General features: G+C 50.2%; 18 protein-coding genes. 15 read left to right on the plus strand and 3 right to left on the minus strand.

Going from position 1 to position 18126, the window contains the following annotated elements; all coding sequences use genetic code 11:
• Positions 1–152 precede the first annotated feature (152 nt).
• The 15 genes from Pan161_RS19905 to Pan161_RS19975 all read left to right on the plus strand — a co-directional run bounded on the left by Pan161_RS19905 (position 153) and on the right by Pan161_RS19975 (position 14514).
• Positions 153–1169 carry a vWA domain-containing protein gene (locus tag Pan161_RS19905; RefSeq protein ID WP_145230148.1) on the plus strand — a complete coding sequence of 339 codons (1017 nt, stop codon included), beginning with the start codon at positions 153–155 and terminating at the stop codon, positions 1167–1169.
• 66 nt (positions 1170–1235) lie between these two features.
• On the plus strand, positions 1236–1793 hold the full coding sequence (lspA, locus tag Pan161_RS19910; RefSeq protein WP_145230150.1) for a signal peptidase II: 558 nt from the start codon (positions 1236–1238) through the stop codon (positions 1791–1793).
• A gap of 26 nt (positions 1794–1819) precedes the next feature.
• Entirely contained in the window at positions 1820–2869 is a 1050-nt protein-coding gene (locus Pan161_RS19915) for a tetratricopeptide repeat protein (RefSeq protein WP_145230152.1), read from the plus strand.
• Between the two features lie 34 nt (positions 2870–2903).
• Positions 2904–3758, plus strand: coding sequence for a MotA/TolQ/ExbB proton channel family protein (locus tag Pan161_RS19920; RefSeq protein ID WP_145230154.1), 855 nt, complete (start codon positions 2904–2906; stop codon positions 3756–3758).
• Positions 3759–3763: 5 nt separating this feature from the next.
• Positions 3764–4180 carry an ExbD/TolR family protein gene (locus Pan161_RS19925; RefSeq protein ID WP_145230156.1) on the plus strand — a complete coding sequence of 139 codons (417 nt, stop codon included), beginning with the start codon at positions 3764–3766 and terminating at the stop codon, positions 4178–4180.
• 12 nt (positions 4181–4192) lie between these two features.
• Positions 4193–4660: an ExbD/TolR family protein gene (locus Pan161_RS19930; RefSeq protein WP_145230158.1), complete on the plus strand. Its 468-nt coding sequence runs from the start codon at positions 4193–4195 to the stop codon at positions 4658–4660.
• Between the two features lie 30 nt (positions 4661–4690).
• Positions 4691–5464, plus strand: coding sequence for a TatD family hydrolase (locus tag Pan161_RS19935; RefSeq protein WP_145230160.1), 774 nt, complete (start codon positions 4691–4693; stop codon positions 5462–5464).
• Between the two features lie 244 nt (positions 5465–5708).
• A complete protein-coding gene (locus Pan161_RS19940; RefSeq protein WP_145230161.1) occupies positions 5709–6089 on the plus strand; it encodes a hypothetical protein in 381 nt (126 codons plus the stop codon).
• Positions 6090–6154: 65 nt separating this feature from the next.
• The gene (locus tag Pan161_RS19945) at positions 6155–7993 is read left to right on the plus strand and encodes a glutamate mutase L (RefSeq protein WP_145230163.1); all 1839 of its coding nucleotides are present in this window, start codon (positions 6155–6157) and stop codon (positions 7991–7993) included.
• 25 nt (positions 7994–8018) lie between these two features.
• On the plus strand, positions 8019–9149 hold the full coding sequence (locus tag Pan161_RS19950; RefSeq protein ID WP_145230165.1) for a hypothetical protein: 1131 nt from the start codon (positions 8019–8021) through the stop codon (positions 9147–9149).
• Between the two features lie 6 nt (positions 9150–9155).
• A complete protein-coding gene (locus Pan161_RS19955; RefSeq protein ID WP_145230167.1) occupies positions 9156–10412 on the plus strand; it encodes a fibronectin type III domain-containing protein in 1257 nt (418 codons plus the stop codon).
• 2 nt (positions 10413–10414) lie between these two features.
• Complete coding sequence (locus Pan161_RS19960; RefSeq protein ID WP_145230169.1) at positions 10415–11143, plus strand: hypothetical protein; 729 nt, start codon at positions 10415–10417, stop codon at positions 11141–11143.
• 3 nt (positions 11144–11146) lie between these two features.
• Entirely contained in the window at positions 11147–12010 is an 864-nt protein-coding gene (locus Pan161_RS19965; RefSeq protein WP_145230171.1) for a hypothetical protein, read from the plus strand.
• Positions 12007–12900 (plus strand): hypothetical protein, encoded by an 894-nt coding sequence (locus tag Pan161_RS19970; RefSeq protein WP_145230173.1) that lies wholly within the window; start codon positions 12007–12009, stop codon positions 12898–12900. The genes Pan161_RS19965 and Pan161_RS19970 overlap by 4 nt, the downstream gene beginning before the upstream one ends.
• 261 nt (positions 12901–13161) lie before the next feature.
• Positions 13162–14514: an MFS transporter gene (locus Pan161_RS19975; protein ID WP_145230175.1), complete on the plus strand. Its 1353-nt coding sequence runs from the start codon at positions 13162–13164 to the stop codon at positions 14512–14514.
• A gap of 11 nt (positions 14515–14525) precedes the next feature.
• Here Pan161_RS19975 and Pan161_RS19980 read toward each other — a convergent pair whose 3' ends face one another.
• The 3 genes from Pan161_RS19980 to Pan161_RS19990 all read right to left on the minus strand — a co-directional run bounded on the left by Pan161_RS19980 (position 14526) and on the right by Pan161_RS19990 (position 18083).
• The gene (locus Pan161_RS19980) at positions 14526–15377 is read right to left on the minus strand and encodes an ion transporter (protein ID WP_145230177.1); all 852 of its coding nucleotides are present in this window, start codon (positions 15375–15377) and stop codon (positions 14526–14528) included.
• 628 nt (positions 15378–16005) lie between these two features.
• The gene (locus tag Pan161_RS19985) at positions 16006–17544 is read right to left on the minus strand and encodes a hypothetical protein (protein WP_232103332.1); all 1539 of its coding nucleotides are present in this window, start codon (positions 17542–17544) and stop codon (positions 16006–16008) included.
• Between the two features lie 89 nt (positions 17545–17633).
• Positions 17634–18083 carry an acetyltransferase gene (locus Pan161_RS19990; RefSeq protein WP_145232770.1) on the minus strand — a complete coding sequence of 150 codons (450 nt, stop codon included), beginning with the start codon at positions 18081–18083 and terminating at the stop codon, positions 17634–17636.
• Positions 18084–18126: the final 43 nt, after the last annotated feature.

Consider the following 18126-nt stretch of genomic DNA (forward strand, 5'->3'; position numbering starts at 1 on the left):
CTTTCATAAACTCTCATCTGGATGAGCATTGTCCGTTTCTCAACATTCCTCTTCTATGGAATCCAGACTGTTCGAGAATTGATAATCCACTACAATATAGAGACTTATGTTAGTATATACGGACTGAATTTATCTGCCATGGATTTGAATTAATGCCAGCAGCATTTACAGAGATGGAACAACGCACCGCACGATGGCAGACAAATTCCCCTCTGCTCGTTGTTCCCAGTTGGGCGGCTTCGCTGGCGATCCACTCCCTCATCCTGCTCATCCTGATTTCCAGTCTGAATCGCTGTGACAGCGGTCAGACTGGAGGCGATGAAGGAGAGCTCCGTAGTGTGGGTATTTATGTCAAACCGTCCCCTGATGCCGAGCAGACTGAGGATTCCGACCAGGAACAGTTGGAATCTCCTGACAATCTGCAGGTTTCACAGGTCCAGGAACAGATCAGTGAAGTAATGGACCAGCCGCCGGTCGCTCCTCTGCTTCCAGAATTGAATTCGAAATTGCTCGGAGCAGGCCCGACACAGGCCCCCAGCACTCCCACTGCCGACCTGACTGATAACCAGTTATTGTCCCCCAGCACAGCACTGGCACCTCCTGTTATGGGTGCCGGGAATGTCAATTTTTTCGACGCCGTCGATTCTGGCAAGCGATTTGTCTTCGTGCTCGACTGCTCTGGAAGTATGGCCGCGCCACAGGGAGCCCCCATTCGCAAAGCCAGGTCAGAACTGATTTCCAGCCTGGCAGGATTAAATCACCATCAGCAATTTCAGATCATTTTTTACAATACCAACACTCGTGCCATGCAGCATCGGGGAAAGTCCGCGGAATTGCTTTATGCCACTGACATCAATCGAACCCTGGCCCGCCAGTTCATTCAGAGTGTCGAACCTGACGGTGGTACAGATCATCTGCCTGCGTTAAAAAGAGCTTTAAGTTTTAACCCGGATGTCATATTCTTCCTGACAGACGCAAAACATCCGCAGTTATCCAGTGCTGACCTCAATGAAATCCGTGCAGAAAATGGTGGTAGAGCGAAAATTCACTGCATCGAATTTGGAGAGGGTTTCCCCGTCAAGGAAGGCAACTCACTCGATAAACTCGCCCGCCAGAATAAAGGCAGCTATCGATACTATAATGTCCGCAAATTTATCAAGCGCAACTAGGAGACTGCCAGAGCTGTCTGCGCATCAACAGAAATACAATTCACCCCCTCAGAAAGCCAGTGTTTAATGTCCTCGTCCGTTTCCAAAGCGACTCGCTACACCCTGCTGTTGACCTGCCTGTTATTTTGCGTTGGCTGTGATCAGTACACCAAGAAGATCGCCGTCGAAAAACTCAAATTCGAACCACCGGTGACTTACTTGAATAATACTTTCCGCATGGAATATGCAGAGAATTCGGGCGCTTTTCTGAGTGTAGGCAGCCGTCTCTCGAAACCGGTCCGTTTTTTTCTGCTGGTTGTCGCGAATGCCGCATTTTTGATTCTTGTGTCGGGGATGCTGGTCTTTCGCTGGCAGATGCCACTGGTCCAGTTTATCGCGTTATCGTTATTGCTGGCAGGTGGGATCGGTAATTTAATTGATCGGGTTTTCCTGAATGGCATTGTCATCGATTTTCTCAACATCGGGTTTGGTCCTTTGAGAACCGGTATTTTCAATGTGGCGGATATGGCAATTACGGGAGGAGCGCTCTTAATGCTCTTTTCCTGGTTTTTCACCAAGGATCCAAGTGATCAGAAAAGTGAGCAACCTGATTCAGAACCGATCACTTCAGCACCTGCAGAGTAGCTCCATTTCCCTGTTGAAAGAAGTCCATGCGAACATTCCTGTTGATCAACCTGGTGATTGTATTCCTATTTCAGAATACAGACAGTACCTGCGCCCAGGATAAGATCGAAGTCCGCCCACATCACCATGTAGGTCAGGCCACACTTCCGTGTACGATTCTGGATTTCACTCATTCAGAGATCAAAGTGAAGCTGCTGCCCAGCGGGACTGTGAAAATTTATCCCAGTTCGGAAATCGTAAAGGTTCATACACCGCAAACAGAACAGCACCAGCAGGGACTGGAACAGTTACAAAAGGGAGAATACGAAAAAGCCATTGATTCTTTCAATGAAGCTTTGAATATAGAAAACCGCCTCTGGGTCCGTCGTGAAATTCTGGCGTTGATGACCAAAGCCGCTTTAGCGCTCGGCGACAATCTGAAAGCAGCACATCGATTTCAAATCATGGTTGAAAACGAGCCTGATGCCCGTTCGTTCGATCTGATCCCGCTCGACTGGGGAATCAAAGAAACTTTGTCGCCTGTCCGGAATGCGGCTCAAAACTGGTTAACAGAACAGGATGAAGTCAAACAGCTGATAGGGGCCAGCATTCTGCTAACAGCGCCTGATTATCAGGCACAGGCAGAAGCAGCACTCCGATCGCTGGCCACAAGTCCCCGCGTGAATATCCAGCAACTGGCACGCAGTCAGCTCTGGCGACTCCGCCTGCGCACTGGTGATATCAGTCTCCTGGAACTGCAGCGCTGGGAACGCAATCTGAATCAGGTTCCGGAACACCTCAGAGCAGGACCACACTTTCTACTGGGTACCGGGTATGCCATGCTGGAACGACACGGACAGGCCGCTGCTTCATTTCTCTGGATTCCACTTGCTGAAAATTCCAACCCCCAACTCTCAGCGGAAGCCAGCTTGAAAGCCGCCGATTCGATTCTGGCAATGGGACAGACCAATAACGCGTTGCGACTGTACCAGGAAACCGCAGCACGATATTCAATATCACCTGCACGGCAAATGGCACTGCAGATGATTGATCAGATCACAAAAACGAGTTCGCAACCGAAAACACAAGATAATTGAATAGCACGAATTTTTTCTGGAAATGAATGATTTGATGGATCGAAATAAATCACTGAGTCAATACCTCTGGGCCAGTTTTATCTGTACCTGTCTCTCGCTGTCAACTCCCGCCTTCTGCCTCGCTGCAGAAGAGTCAGGGACGAGTGCGGGGACAGACATCTCAAAAATCGATTTCCGACAACTCGTTGATGATGCGGGTACGATTGGAATCATTATTGCGGTCCTGAGTATCGCCATGGTGGCTTTAATCGTGGAGCATATTATCAGTATTCGCAGAAATGCTCTGATGCCCCCCGGCCTGGCGGAAGAAGTTCACGGTTTGATCACACAGCAGCAATATCGCAGTGCGGATTCCGTCTGTAAGTCAAACCCCAGCTTTCTATCTTATCTACTGTCTGCCGGACTGGCTGAAGTTCAACTGGGGTACGGTGCCGTCGAAAAAGCGATGGAAGATGCAGCGATGCAACAGTCGGCACGATTGAATCGGAAAATTGAATACTTGTCAGTCATTGGTACACTCTCTCCCATGCTGGGACTGCTGGGGACAGTTTGGGGAATGATCCTGGCCTTTTCGGAATTCACTGCCAAAGCCAACCCGGATGTGGCAGAACTGGCTCCCGGGATCTCCAAAGCGCTGATCACAACTCTATTCGGTCTGAGTGTCACCGTGCCCGCACTCGCCAGTTTTGCTTTTTTTCGTAACAGGATTGATGAGCTCGTTGCTCAATCCTCACTATTAGCCGAACATGTTTTTGCTGACTTCAAACGCAGTATCGCTGTTCCAGCGAAACAGTCGGGTAAACCAGTCCGGAAACGACCGGAAGATGAACTTGCACAACGGCTCGCCGATCAACAGGGAACACGACCCTCACCACCTCCCGAAGGATAAAACAGATGAGAGTCCCTACACGTCCCCGCCAGCCTGGAATCCGATTTAACATCACTCCCCTGATCGATATTGTCTTTCTGCTGGTTGTCTTCTTTCTGGCCGCGACTCACCTCACTCAAAATGAGAAGCTGGAAGCGGTCGAACTGCCCGAGGCATCGCAAAACGAATCCGAGCCGGATGAAACGCCGCGACGGATGATAATCACAATCACCCTGGATGAAAATCTGCATCTACGCGGGAACGAAATCAGCCCGGAGGAACTGGAAGCACAACTTCTGGCACTGGATGAAAGCAAACGACACGAAATGGAAATCCGCATCCGCGGAGACCGACGGATCCCGTACCAAATTGTTGAACCCGTGCTGATCAGCTGCGCCCGCGCAGGTATTTCCAACGTTAAATTTCTTGTCTTGAATGAGTAACTGCCCTTTGCCATGAAAATCCCTTCTCATCATAACAGCCGCTCCGATATCCAGGACCAGGCTACCATGACGCCGATGATTGACGTGGTATTTCTGCTGCTGATCTTCTTTATCAGCGCATCAGCAAACCAGGTTCGTGAATTTCTGCTGCCAACTGAACTCGCGACCGGCAGCATTGAATCATTTGAATCAACTCCGCAAGAACAGCCGCTGGGGGAAGTCTGGTTAAAACTCAAACGGCAGGATAATCAGACTATTGTAGAATTAAATGAGCGCGAGTATGCTCAGTTCGATCAATTGAAACAGACATTGATGGAACTGGCAGAACTGGCACCAGAAATCCCTGTGATTCTGGACATTCAGGAAGAAGTCCCATTGGGTGAAATGATTCGCACCTACGATACTTGCCTGGCTGCTGGCTTCCAGTCAATCAATTTTGCTACCAACGCAAATAAAGTCGCTCCCAAAAAGAAACTGTGAACAACTCATAATTGAAATTCGATATTCTCCATGAAGTTATTTGATACCCACGCCCACCTGGATGAAGAAGCCTTTCACCCCGATCGCCCGGAAACTGTGCAAAACGCCATCGACGCAGGCGTTGAAACGATCCTGTCCATCGGCATTACCGCAGAAAGCAGTCAACGGGCCGTTGATCTGGCTGCGACCTTTCAGCATGTTTACGCAGTTGTGGGGATCCAGCCTAACTACGTCGCTCAAATGAAACCCAATGACTGGGAGCTGATTGAGGCACTCTCGACCGCTGATAAAGTCGTTGGCATTGGCGAGACGGGACTGGATCGCTACTGGGACTATGCCCCGATCGAATTGCAACAGGACTATTTCCGCAAACACATTCAGCTGTCCCGCAAACTGGACCTCCCTTTTGTGATTCACTGCCGTGAGGCTGAAGCGGATGTTGTAGAACTGTTACAGCAGGAAGCGGCAGGCGCACCATTGAAAGGAATCATGCATTCCTTCTGTGGCAGTCCGGAGACAGCTGCCGCCTGCCTGGAACTGGGGCTCCATATTTCTTTTGCAGGCATGCTGACCTTCAAGAAAAATGACGAACTGCGGGAGACAGCAAAACAGATTCCACTGGATCGACTGCTGATCGAAACCGACTCCCCTTATCTGGCTCCGGTTCCCATGCGTGGCAAAAGGAATGAACCAGCGTTTGTAAAATACACCTGCGCCTGCCTGGCGGAACTCCATCAGAAAACTCCGGAAGAGATGGCGGAGATCACAACCGCCAATGCCGAAGCTCTCTTCAACATCACCTGAAACAGAGGGCCGTTTTTTGAGGGATTCTTCAGAATCCCTATTTCTTTCAGATGGATACTTTCATTTTTATCCAATCCTGCTATTGTTAGACTTAGTGCAGCTATGGAAATAACTTGCGTCAATTGAAACCACAACAGAATTACATAAATGCGTTCATTTAACTCTCGCAGCTTACTCACAACTATGATTGGGTGAAAGTAGCTCCGGAAACGCTCAGTATATCTGGATACAGGCTAGGATGGTCATGATCAAAAAGTGGCTCGCGCACGCCTTCGCGGTAGAACGCCCGGAAGATTTTGTTCCCACCGTCGAGCAGCAGCAGATTGCAGATCGCATCTGCCAGGAAGTCATTCGCCGGGAGATGGTGACTCTGGCCATCCTCACCCTGGAAACCTGCCGCCCTCTGAACTACATCGGTTCACAGGCCATTCATTTCTTCACTCCATTACTGTCAATCCTGGTTGATCCACGGTCACAGAAAATCTTTGCTGACTTTCTTGAACAGCGAAGCTCCATTGAATGGCTGTGCCAGCGATTGGAATTCTTAAGCAATAAGCAGCCGGAAGATCAAAGTCCGCCTGTTGATCCTGCACCATTGCCTGTCTTGAAAAAAGATGATTCCTGACAAAAGATATACGGCCTGAACGACACTTCAACTGCTCTCAGATTGACACGGATGGTGAGTCAGATATGAACTCAACGACAGCAAAACAACTTGACCCCGATCAGATCAACGTGATCCTGGCGACTGATTGCGGCAGTACCACCACCAAGGCGATTTTGATTGAAAAAATCAATGGTGAATACCGTCAGACATTTCGTGGTGAGGCCCCCACCACCGTAGAAGAACCTGCTGCAGATGTGACGGTAGGCGTTGTCAATGCCGTTACCGAAGTCGGTGAGCTCGCAGGTCGCAAACTGATCGATGACAACGGTGAAATCATTCGGCCGGCACAGGGAGATACCGGTTGTGATATTTATATTTCGACATCCAGCGCGGGTGGTGGTCTGCAAATGATGGTGGCTGGCGTGGTTCGTGAAATGTCTGCCGCCAGTGCAAAGCGCGCCGCTCTGGGAGCGGGTGCGATTGTCATGGACATGATCTGCTCCAACGATAAACGACTGCCTCACGAACAGATCCAGCGAATCCGCGAACTGCGCCCTGACATGATTCTGCTGGCTGGAGGCACGGACGGAGGAACACTGAAACACGTCGTTGAATTGGCGGAACTGATTGCTCCTGCGAAACCACAGCCTCGTTTTGGCGGTTCCTATAAAATGCCAATCATCTACGCAGGGAACCAGGAAGCAGCCAAACTGGTTGAAGAAGCGTTTGACGATGATGTGAAACTGATGACGGTAGCGAATGTCCGACCGGTACTGGAAATGGAAAACCTGGCGCCTGCACGCGATGCCATTCACGATCTGTTCCTGGAACATGTGATGGCGCATGCCCCGGGTTATAACAAACTGATCTCCTGGGCCGATGCCCCGATCATGCCAACCCCCGGTGCGGTCGGAAATATCTTACAGACAATCGCAGAACAACAGAATATCAATGCCCTCGGCGTCGACATTGGTGGTGCAACGACCGATGTCTTCAGTGTTTTTGATGGTACCTTTAACCGCACGGTGAGCGCCAACCTGGGGATGAGTTATTCAATTTCCAATGTGTGCGCTTCAGCAACCCTTCCGATGATCTTGCGCTGGGTCCACCTGGATATGGATCCACGTGAACTGCGTAATCATATCAAGAACAAAATGATCCGTCCGACGACCATTCCGCAGACCCGGGAAGCGCTGGTCTTCGAACAGGCAGTCGCCCGTGAAGCATTACGCCTGGCTTACATTCAGCACAAAGAGTTCGCGACTACTTTAAAAGGTGTGCAACAGCAGCGAACAGTGGGGGATACCTTCAGCCAGAACTCCAGCGGCGCCTCAATCGTTGATAATATGAAACTCAATCTGCTGGTCGCCTCGGGCGGAGTTCTCTCACACGCCCCCAGCATGAACCAGACAGCCGGAATGATGATCGATGCATTTGAACCGGAAGGCATGACCGTCCTGGCCAAAGACAGCATTTTCATGATGCCTCATTTAGGGGTACTCGCACAGGTTCATCCCCGCGCAGCGCTTGAGGTATTTGAACGTGATTGCCTGATTTATCTGGGAACCTGTATTGCGCCACGAGGCTTATATCGTGCGGGTAAATCGTGCTTTCGTTATCACATCCGCAGCCATTCACTTAAAGAATCCGGGGAGATGCTCTGTGGCGAGATGAAGTTGTTTCCGCTGGATGAAGACGAACAGGCGACGGTCACGGTAGAACCCGGTCGAGGTTACGATTTTGGAGCCGGTTCTGGTAAACGGAAAGAGTTTCAAGCCCGAGGTGGTAAGGTGGGACTGATTCTGGACGCACGTGGCAGACCGCTGGTTGTCCCCACCAGTGAAAAAGACCATTTAACAGAATTAAACAGCTGGATCGAAGAACTGCAGCTGTATCCTGAACCGGCTCTTACTGAAGTATGATTCAACCAAAAGAGATCTAAGAATTATGGCGAAGGCATATTCCCCCGGGTTACAGATCAGTCAGCGCGTCCTGCATTCCAGCAGGCGGATACTCCCTATTCCTGGTGATGTACTCGTTCAGGAAGGGGATCGGGTTACCGCAGACCAGATCGTGGCCCAGACATTCATGCCCGGTGATGTCACTCCGATTAATATTGCCAATCAGATTTCGGTAGCACCCTCTGAAGTCCCCCATTGCATGCTCATTGCTGCAGGGGACGAAGTCCACGTAGGAGACATACTGGCACGCAGTAACGGGATTTTCGGATTTTTCAAGTCGGAAACAAGAGCAAAAACCGCAGGGACGATTGAATCAATCTCCCACGTGACTGGGCAGGTCATCTTACGGGGCGCCCCCATGCCGATTCAGGTTTGTGCCTACCAGGCGGGAAGGGTGAAAGAAGTCATCCCCCAACAGGGAGTGGTTATCGAATCAGAAGTCGCTTTCCTGCAGGGAATTCTCGGGATTGGTGGAGAAGCCTTTGGAACGATCACCTTCGCCTGCCAGAACAAACAGGAACCTCTGACAGCAGAACTGCTTGATGAATCGATGCGGGGAAAAATCGTTATTGGCGGTGCTCGTATGACCGGCAAAGCAGTGATGCGGGGAATCGAAATTGGTGTCGCCGCGATGATTTCAGGGGGAATCGACGACGAGGACTTGAAAGAAATTCTCGGCTACGATCTGGGGGTAGCCGTCACCGGATCAGAACATATTGGCACGACTCTGATCATCACAGAGGGCTTCGGTGATATCGCGATGGCAGATCGAACATTCAACCTGCTGAAAGAACAGGAAGGAGCGAAAGCCGCCGTCAATGGGACTACACAAATCCGTGCTGGCGTTCTGCGACCGGAAATCGTCATTCCCCTGGATGACAGGTCCTCTGCAGGCAAAGAAACCAGACAGGCTGTTTCAGCAGGAATTCTGGAATCGGGTGTCCCCGTGCGGATTATTCGCGACCCCTATTTTGGTCTGCTGGGACAAGTAGGTGAGATGCCTACGGAACTGCGAACACTCGAATCAGGATCTTTGTCACGCGTCTTGGAAGTCATTCTGGATTCTGGAGAAAACGTGATTGTTCCCCGTGCCAATGTGGAACTCATCGAAGGATAACCATTCATGCAATACTGGATCAATAAGGTGTGTCTGAAAATACCACTGCTGCTACTGATCTTCGCTTACGGATTCTCAGTGGTTCGCGCTGCAGAACCACCCGCGCCTCCTACGGATTTCCGGGCTGAGGATGTTCCGGGCGATGCAGGCACCGCTATCGATCTGTTCTGGACTCTCTCCCCCGATGACAAACCCGATCTCAAACCGCGTAAGGTCTTACGATATATCATCTCCCGTAAAGCAGTAGATGAGTCTGATGCCAAATTTGAAAATATCGGCGAACCCACCTATCGAGTCAATACATTTCGCGATTCAAACTGCGAGCCCGGTACCCCCTATCTCTATCGAATCGAAGCCGTCGGGCAGGAAAGCATGACATCCTCCCCTGTCGTCATTAAAGAACCGATTATCGCGACGCTGCAATGGTTTAACCTGCAGCGCAGCTGGTTCGCGGTCTTTGTCGTATTAATCTGCGGCGCAGTCATCTTCTTTATCCGACTGGCGCGTAGCGGCAAAAAACTGAAAGTCAGAAAAATTGCAGGTCTGGAAGCGATTAACGATGCAGTGGGCCGTGCGACAGAGATGGGGCGTTCCTGCCTGTTCGTCCCCGGGATTCAGGATATCAATGACATTCAGACTGTCGCCGGAATTACCATCCTCGCTCAGGTGGCAGAAACGACGGCAGATTATCGCGCCCAACTGGAAGTCCCTACTTCTCGCTCACTCGTAATGACAACAGCCCGCGATACCGTGGAAGCCGCCTACCTGTCAGCGGGTAGACCCGATGAATACAACGAAGACGATATCTATTACATCACCGACGAACAGTTCGGGTATGTTGCCAGTGTCACGGGTAAAATGGTCCGCGACAAACCGGCGGCCTGTTTTTACATGGGTGCATTTTACGCCGAATCATTGATTCTGGCAGAGACCGGTAATTCGGTTGGTGCCATTCAGATCGCCGGCACCGCGATGCCCACTCAGCTCCCCTTTTTCGTCGCCGCCTGTGATTTCACCCTGATTGGTGAAGAATTCTTTGCCGCCTCCGCATATCTGTCTGGTGAACCACAGCAGTTGGGTAGCTTGAAAGGACAAGATTTCGGAAAACTGATCGGGGGCCTGGTACTGATTGCCGGCTGTCTTCTCGTGACACTCTCCGCGATCCAGTCACGTGGAGTCGCTCTCGAAAACCAGGAACCGACCTTTTTCCAGACTGCATCGAACTACATCATAGAGAATATCCTCGGTAAAGGAGGTTTCTAATAATGAAGCGAACCATCCCCCTGCTGATTTCCGCAATGACAGGATTCATATTGATAGGCACCGCATTTATCCCCCGGTTTGTCGACTGGGGAAACATTGCGATGGCCTGGTTCAATCTGCTCGCAGCATTCGCCTTTATTCTCGGTGGAGGCAATCTACTCAAAATGCAGTTGCAGAAAATCTCAGCACAACAACCAGGCTGGGGTTATGCTGCAGTTACCTTGATTGCATTTTTTATCACCCTCTTTGTGGGACTGGCAAAAGTCGGCGTGCACCCGAATGTCAATTTCCCGGAATTTACCTGGTCAGGAGATTATCTGCAGGAAGATGGTGCCTTCTGGTGGTTGTTTGAATATATTTTTACGCCGCTCTCTGCCACCATGTTTGCCTTGCTGGCGTTTTATATTTCTTCCGCCGCTTTTCGGGCCTTTCGTGCCAAAAATACGGAAGCCACGATTCTACTGATCATTGCCGTCATCATTTTACTGGGACGTACTTATGCCAGTGTCTGGCTGACAGGCTGGTTTCCGGATGAATTTATTCTCGGCGAAAGTGGCATCAAATACAGTGATTTTAAACTGCAGAATTTATCGGAAATCATCATGGAAGACTTTATGACTCCGGGAATGCGGGCCATCAAGATTGGAATTGCACTTGGGGTGGCTTCCACTTCGCTGAAAGTTTTATTAGGCGTTGACCGTTCTTACCTTGGCTCAGATCAGGAGGCGTAATCAATGCTGAACTTTCTACAACACCTGGATCGCCGCTGGATCTTTTTACTGATGTTTATCGCCGTTGCCGTCCCCCTCATCATGGGCACCACGTTTCCAGAAACACCTTCGCCGCAGGTACTGGCGGTCTTTGATGCAGTCGATAATCTGCCCGACGGTTCCAATGTCGTTATGGCATTAGACTATGACCCTGCCAGCCAGGGAGAGCTTCAGCCCATGGCTTCGGCCTTCGCACGTCACTGCGCCATCAAAAAACATAATATTTACTTTATGACACTCTGGCCTCAGGGAATTTCGATGATCCAGAAGTCGATCGACATCCTGCAGGAAGAGTATCCGGAGACTTACAAAGGTAAATACGGAACAAAATACGTCAACCTCGGCTTCCGGGCCGGCAATGAAGGCGTCATAAAACTGGTCGTCGAAGATTTGAAAAAATCCTACTCCACTGACATTCATGGAACCAATCTTGATAATATCCCCCTCACGAAGAACCTCAAAAACATTCAGCAGGTCGATCTGTTATGCAATGTGAGTGCCGGATATCCCGGTTCACAGGAATGGGTACTTTACGGCTCTTCCCCCTTTGATATCCCCACCGTTGTCGGCTGCACCGGAGTTCAGGCCCCGACGATGTTGCCTTACATTCCCGACCAACTCACCGGCATGCTCGCTGCAATCAAAGGAGCCGCGGAATATGAACAGGCCATTATCAATGTGTACCCACAACTGAAGAATAACCCGAACGCCAAAGAAGGTCTGATTCGCATGGGACCTCAACTGGTCGCACATATTCTGCTCATCAGCTTGATATTCTTAGGTAATGTGATTTATTTCTGGGAACGAAAACAGGGACTGCATCAATGAAGCAATCAACACTCATCTGGACAATCTTGATGGTCGCCGGTGGTGCATTTCTGCTGTTCCAGGCCAGTAAAGGAAACGGGCGCGTCTATGTGCGTGAAATTCCCGTTGATGCCCAGTCATCTCAGCCCGAGGGAGAGAAACAGGATTACCACTGGAACCGTTATCAACAGGTGACAGAGAGTGAAAAAGGGGAACCGGATGTTCGCTTCAGTTTTTCACGAACGCTGGGATTGTGGGTCGCCGCTTTTTGTACGTTGGCTATTTTCTCCTTTCTCTACGGCGACAACCCGATCTACAAATTTACCGAATCGGTTTTTGTTGGAGTTTCTGCCGCGTATGCGATGATCGTCTCCTTCTGGACGGAAATCATGACCAACCTGTACGCGAAACTTCTGCCAGACCTGGCACGCATTACGTTTTTCCCTGATATTGATTCCACAGCCGAGCCAGACTATCTTTACCTGATCCCGCTCGTCTTGAGTATTTTACTTTTATGGCGTCTGTCTCCCAAAGGCAGCTGGATTGCCCGTTGGCCACTGGCGTTCTTTATCGGCGCGACAGCCGGCATCCGCTTGATCAGCTATCTGGAAACGGACTTTATTGGACAGTTGCAAAGTACCGTGATGCCCTTCCTTGTTTTTGCTTCCGATGGCTCGCTGCTGTGGATTAAATCATTACGAAACACCATATTCATCGTGGGCGTACTGTCCTGCATGATCTATTTCTTTTTCTCAGTCGAACATGAAGGCATCATCAAATATATCTCCCGTCTGGGAATCTGGTTTTTGATGGTCACCTTTGGTGCCAGCTTTGCGTATACCGTCATGGGTCGAATTGCCCTGCTCAGTGGTCGACTTGTTTTCCTGTTTAATGACTGGCTGGGAATTTGATTTTCAATACTAAGCCGAATGTCGCCAGATCCGCATTGAGAGGATGAAACGATTTCCCCTCATAAAACTGAGTAAACCACGTTCATCAGATTACTTGTGGATTACCCTCCGCTGAAAATCTGATGAAGATCCGGATTTTGTGAAAAGCATTTACTTTCTACGCTACGCGATCATTTCTGCATCTGCTATATTTGAACTCAGCCCACCGGTCGCCCGCCCCGGGTTGATACCTCAACTATCCCAGGTAAGAAATAAATTGTAATGAACTCGCAGCCGACTGCTGATGCAGAGCTGAATATAAACTCCCCCGAACTAGCTCTCACTACTTACAAATTTTTTCCCGGCTGGACCATGCTGGGAATCGCTGCAATGGCGCAGTTTTTATCGGCCCCCGGCCAGTCATTTTCCATAGCTGTTTTTAAAGATCCGATGCGGCTCTCTCTGGGGTTAACCGAGACTCAGTACTCACTCGCTTACGGGTTTGCCACGATTGTCAGTGCCTGTCTACTCCCTTTTGTCGGTAGCATCCTAGACCGCTGGGGGGCGCGTATCATTCTGCCCATCATCGCCGTGGGCCTCTCTGCCGCCTGTTATTTCATGTCACGAATCCACTCTCTGTCAGAACTTTATATTGGATTCAGTCTCGTCCGTAGCCTGGGACAAGGCGCTCTCACTTTGATCTCCGTCTGGATGGTGGGAGAATGGTTCGAGAAAAAACGGGGACGTGCCACGGCACTGGCGGGATTTGGCAGCGCCTTTTCCGTGATGACGATCCCGCTGCTCAACAGCTGGTTGATTACTCATTATGGCTGGCAGACCGGTTGGGTATTTCATTCGATTACCGTCGCCATCTGCCTGATACTGCCAGTCATCTTTCTCGTGAGAAATCGCCCGGAAGATCTGGGGCTGCACCCCGATGGCATCGACCCTGCAGAAGAACCGGAGCCGGAAGAGGTACTCCCCGGCAAGAAACAAAAACGCCCGTTAATCACGGCAACCATCGAATCCTGGACGGTCCGCCAGGTTTTACGCGACCCGACGTTCTGGAAACTGCTGTCTGTGATTACCACGCATGCCTTAGTAGGAACCGGACTGGTATTTCACCAGATCGCTTTGTTAGGCAGTCACGGTGTTCCCCTGAACTGGGCCATTCGCATGATGTCGTTTCAGGCAATCTGCGCCACCATCCTGATGTTTCCGGCAGGTTGGCTGACCGACCGTTTCCCCAGCCGCTACATTCTCTGTGGATCAATGATCTGTCTGTCGCTGGCGAATCTGATTGTCCTCACCATGCCAGCCATCTGGATGGTTGTCGTCTATACGTTTCTGCTCGGTTTAACAGGCAGCGTGTTTCGCAGTACGGCAACTGTGGTCTGGATCAACTATTATGGCCGAATGAATCAGGGAGCCGTCCGGGGGGTCGCCTGGTCGATGATGATTCTGGCTTCGGCATTAGGCCCCCTTCCGGTTGCCATGTCAATTGACTACTTTGGCTCTTATAATCCAGTGCTCTATTTATTCACTACAATCCCGTTAATCTCAGCAGCCGCGGTCTGGTCTGCGCACCCTCCGAAGCTGTTTAAAAAACAAGAAGAAGCGGTAACAGAAATCTGAGGCTGATTCCGTCAGAGCCGGCCACCACAGAACTTGCAGAAAATGGCATCGGTATCATGGCCTTCCCGCATACATTCAGGGCAGACCTGCGTCGTAATCCGATTTCGTTCTGTTCCTTTTCCTCCGTGTGCCAACTCTGCAGAGACGATACCCGTCGGCACAATAATCAGGCTGTACCCCAGAATCATGATAATCGATGCCAGGAGTTTTCCCAATGGAGTCACTGGAGCAACATCACCATAGCCGACAGTCGTCATAGTGACGATCGCCCAGTACATACTTTCTGGTATGGAATCAAAGCCATTATTCTTGTCCTCTTCGACCAAGTGCAACGTAGCCCCTTCAATTACGACAGCAATTACGACAGTTGCCAGAAAGACCGCAATTTTAGAACGACTGGCCCAGATTGCACGTTTCAACTCCGATGCCTCTGAAAGCATATGGCCCAGTTTAAAGATCCGAAACGCACGCAACAGACGCAATGCGCGAATCACTCCCAGACGCTGAGTTTCACCCGGTACGATGTTCATGATATAAGTCGGCATAATCGAAAGCAGATCGACTACACCATAAAAACTGAAGATGTAACGCAGCGGGCGGCGGGCACAGATGATACGCGCCGCATACTCTATCGTGAAAAGAATCGTGAAGAACCACTCTGCATAATGAAAGTACTCATTATATTCCGAGTCGAGGGAATCGACGCTTTCCAGCATAATCACCAGCACACTCAACAGGATGGCAATCAACAATACGACATCAAATGCTTTCCCGGCCCGGGTATCTGCCTCGAAGATAATTTCGTACCAGTGATCCCGCCAGTCACGCGATTTTCTTTCCGGTGTAATTTTCGGGTCAGACATTCAGATACTTTCGATCTTAAATAAATTCGCGATAAGGCTTTGTAGAAAAGTACGACAGGTGAGTCTGTCGTATCAGATTATGCACGATATCCTGTTTTGAGGTCAACCTGATTCGAAATCGCATGGTTTCTACCATCTTCCTGTTTGAACAGGATATACGCAATGCGACTCAGCCGGGATCAATCCTTTTCATTGCTTCCGGTTCCGAATTCAATAAAAGAAGAGTTAACCTCACTTGCAGCCTCCCCCTCACTTGCAGCCTCCCCCTCACTTGCAGTCTCCCTCTGAATGTGCCTGCCACCCTACCTTGATCAGGACCGTCAATACGACTTGGCACCTGTTTTCTGATACTGTTTCTGATCAGCGGCACTGTCTCCGCCGCGACTTCAGAATCGGCAGACTATGCTGTGATCCGGTTCCACGATCAAAGATGGAAACCGCCACGATGAGCACAACCTGCCCGTGATTCTCGCCGGCAAAGGAGGAGGCACTATTCACCCCGGGCGCCGATTGACGGCCCCGAAAGATACACCACTCTGTAATCTGTATGCCTCCCTGCAGCAGCGCATGGGAATTCAGACCGAGCGATTTGGCGACAGCACTGATGAATTGAAAGGGCTCACCTGAATCAGTCCTGAAACTGATAGGAAAACAGGTCGGCATCTTTCAAGCGAAATCGCAGACGAATCGGTTTCCCAGCCAGGCTGCTGACATCTGATTTTTGATTCCATGTGACCGTGCGGTTGACCGTATCACCGAATAATTCATCACAGTCCTTGAAAGTAAAGCCCGGTATCGGCTCGCCAGACGCATTCTGAATTTCCACATAGAGACTGCCGGCAGCCGAGGTCGAAAAGTTTAGAGACAATTCTTTTCCGGTAAAGACGATCGGCACAGTCAGCAGCTCGCCCCCCTTCATTGATCCATGCAGGGCAATAAAGCCATCGAGTCGCAATGAATAACGCCTGAGCGAGCCTCCTTTTCCGTGCCAGTAATCTTCAGCCGCATAGATGGAAAGTTCATTGGGTGCCCCCTCAAAGGAAGACTCTGTCTGAACCACATTCTCGGCGATAAACTGATGCCCGTACTGCCAGGTACCGGGGCGCTCAATGCCCGGCCTGAGGAAAGCTTCATTCCAGCGTTTGAAATGCACTCCATCCCGACTGGCCATCAACAGTCCTTCACTGAGAGCCGTGCCGTACCGTTCGACTGACGAAGCTCTCATCTTTCGTCGCTCATAATCCGTCAGGGCCCGCATGGATTCTGACCATCCCCGCTCAATGTAACGAGCGGGAAAACCGATCCTAAGATGCGGCGCGCGAAAGTAAGGCGATACCTGATTCGTATAGAGTTCTTCGCTGGGCGAATCTTCGTAGACCAGATCTGCGACATTTTCCCATTTGAGAAAATCAGGGGAAGTCGCTGTCTGGATCGCGCGGTCCCCCTCAGGCTTCCATGTTTTCGAATCAGTGATCCCCGCTGTGAAGACCCGGTAATAGGTTCGATACTGCTTTTGATCCGAATCCCAGAACGCCAGGTTCTGTGAATCAAAAGCACCTTTCGTGATCACCGGTTCTTCCTGCATCAACTTCCAGTCAATTCCATCTGCTGACTGAAAGGCAAACAGCCCCCCTTCTCCCTGTAGTCCTCCCAGCGCTTTGTATTTTTCATCCGGTTTACAATCGGGATTCTCATCCAGAAAGGGAGCAAAGTTATGACACCCCTTCCCCTCAAGGATGATGTTATTCTTTTTCGATCCCTTGAATTCAACAATCCCCAGTTCCGGCCGCTTCCAGTGAATACCGTCTGTACTCTCCGCATAACAGTAATACGGTTTATGACTGCCCGTATTCAGTTTTCCCTCGGAAACGATGATATGTGAACCACGGTAATACAGCCGATACAGATCGTCCTCCTGGATAATCGTATGATAACCCGAACTGCTGCCTTCCCAGGGTTGATCAAACTTGATAACCACTTCACGAGGAACCGGCTTCTGCAAGCGGAGTTCTGCATCACCTGTAATTTGATCGACCAGCGTCTGTTCGACGAACAGCTCTCGGCGCTCTCCGATATTCACAGGTGGTTTGGCTGAAACTGACTGCAGACAGCTCAGAAGTATTGCGAGGAGGTAAACGAACTGAACACGTGAGGTTGAAGCAGGCATGCGGTATTCTCCTGGCGGGTAAATGGATGCATTTTACGATACCAGATTCCGACCAGAATAGCAGCCATAAATTAAAAAAACCGTATCACTTATTCAGCAAGTTTGAGATGCAATAAGGGAAATGGTTTACCAAATCCATCCAGATCAGATCGATGAGCCACTTCAAAACCCAGATGTTGATAAAAGCCCAATGCCTGTCCGTTCTGCTCGTTCACATCAACCAGTTCGGCTCCCAGATCATCGATCGCATATTTTACTAACTGACGCCCGATCCCATATCCTCTCCAGGCAGGATCAATAAACAGTGCTTCGATTTTCGGCGACTCTACTCCGACAAAACCAATTACAGACTGAGAATCGTCACGAACGCAATACACAGGCATGCTGCTCAAGCAGGCCTCCTGCACCAGTGGTTTCAGCGATTGAATTGCCTCTTCATCCAGAAAATCATGCGTCGCGCGTACCGCTGCTTCCCAGACTTCCAGCGCCCGAGGATGGTCTTCTGAAGTAAGATTCGAGATGTGAAATGAAAGAGTCATAACAAATGAGGAAAGAGATTGAGTCACGAGCTTACTTTGATCG

It is taken from the genome of Gimesia algae (assembly GCF_007746795.1).
Classification (GTDB): domain Bacteria; phylum Planctomycetota; class Planctomycetia; order Planctomycetales; family Planctomycetaceae; genus Gimesia; species Gimesia algae.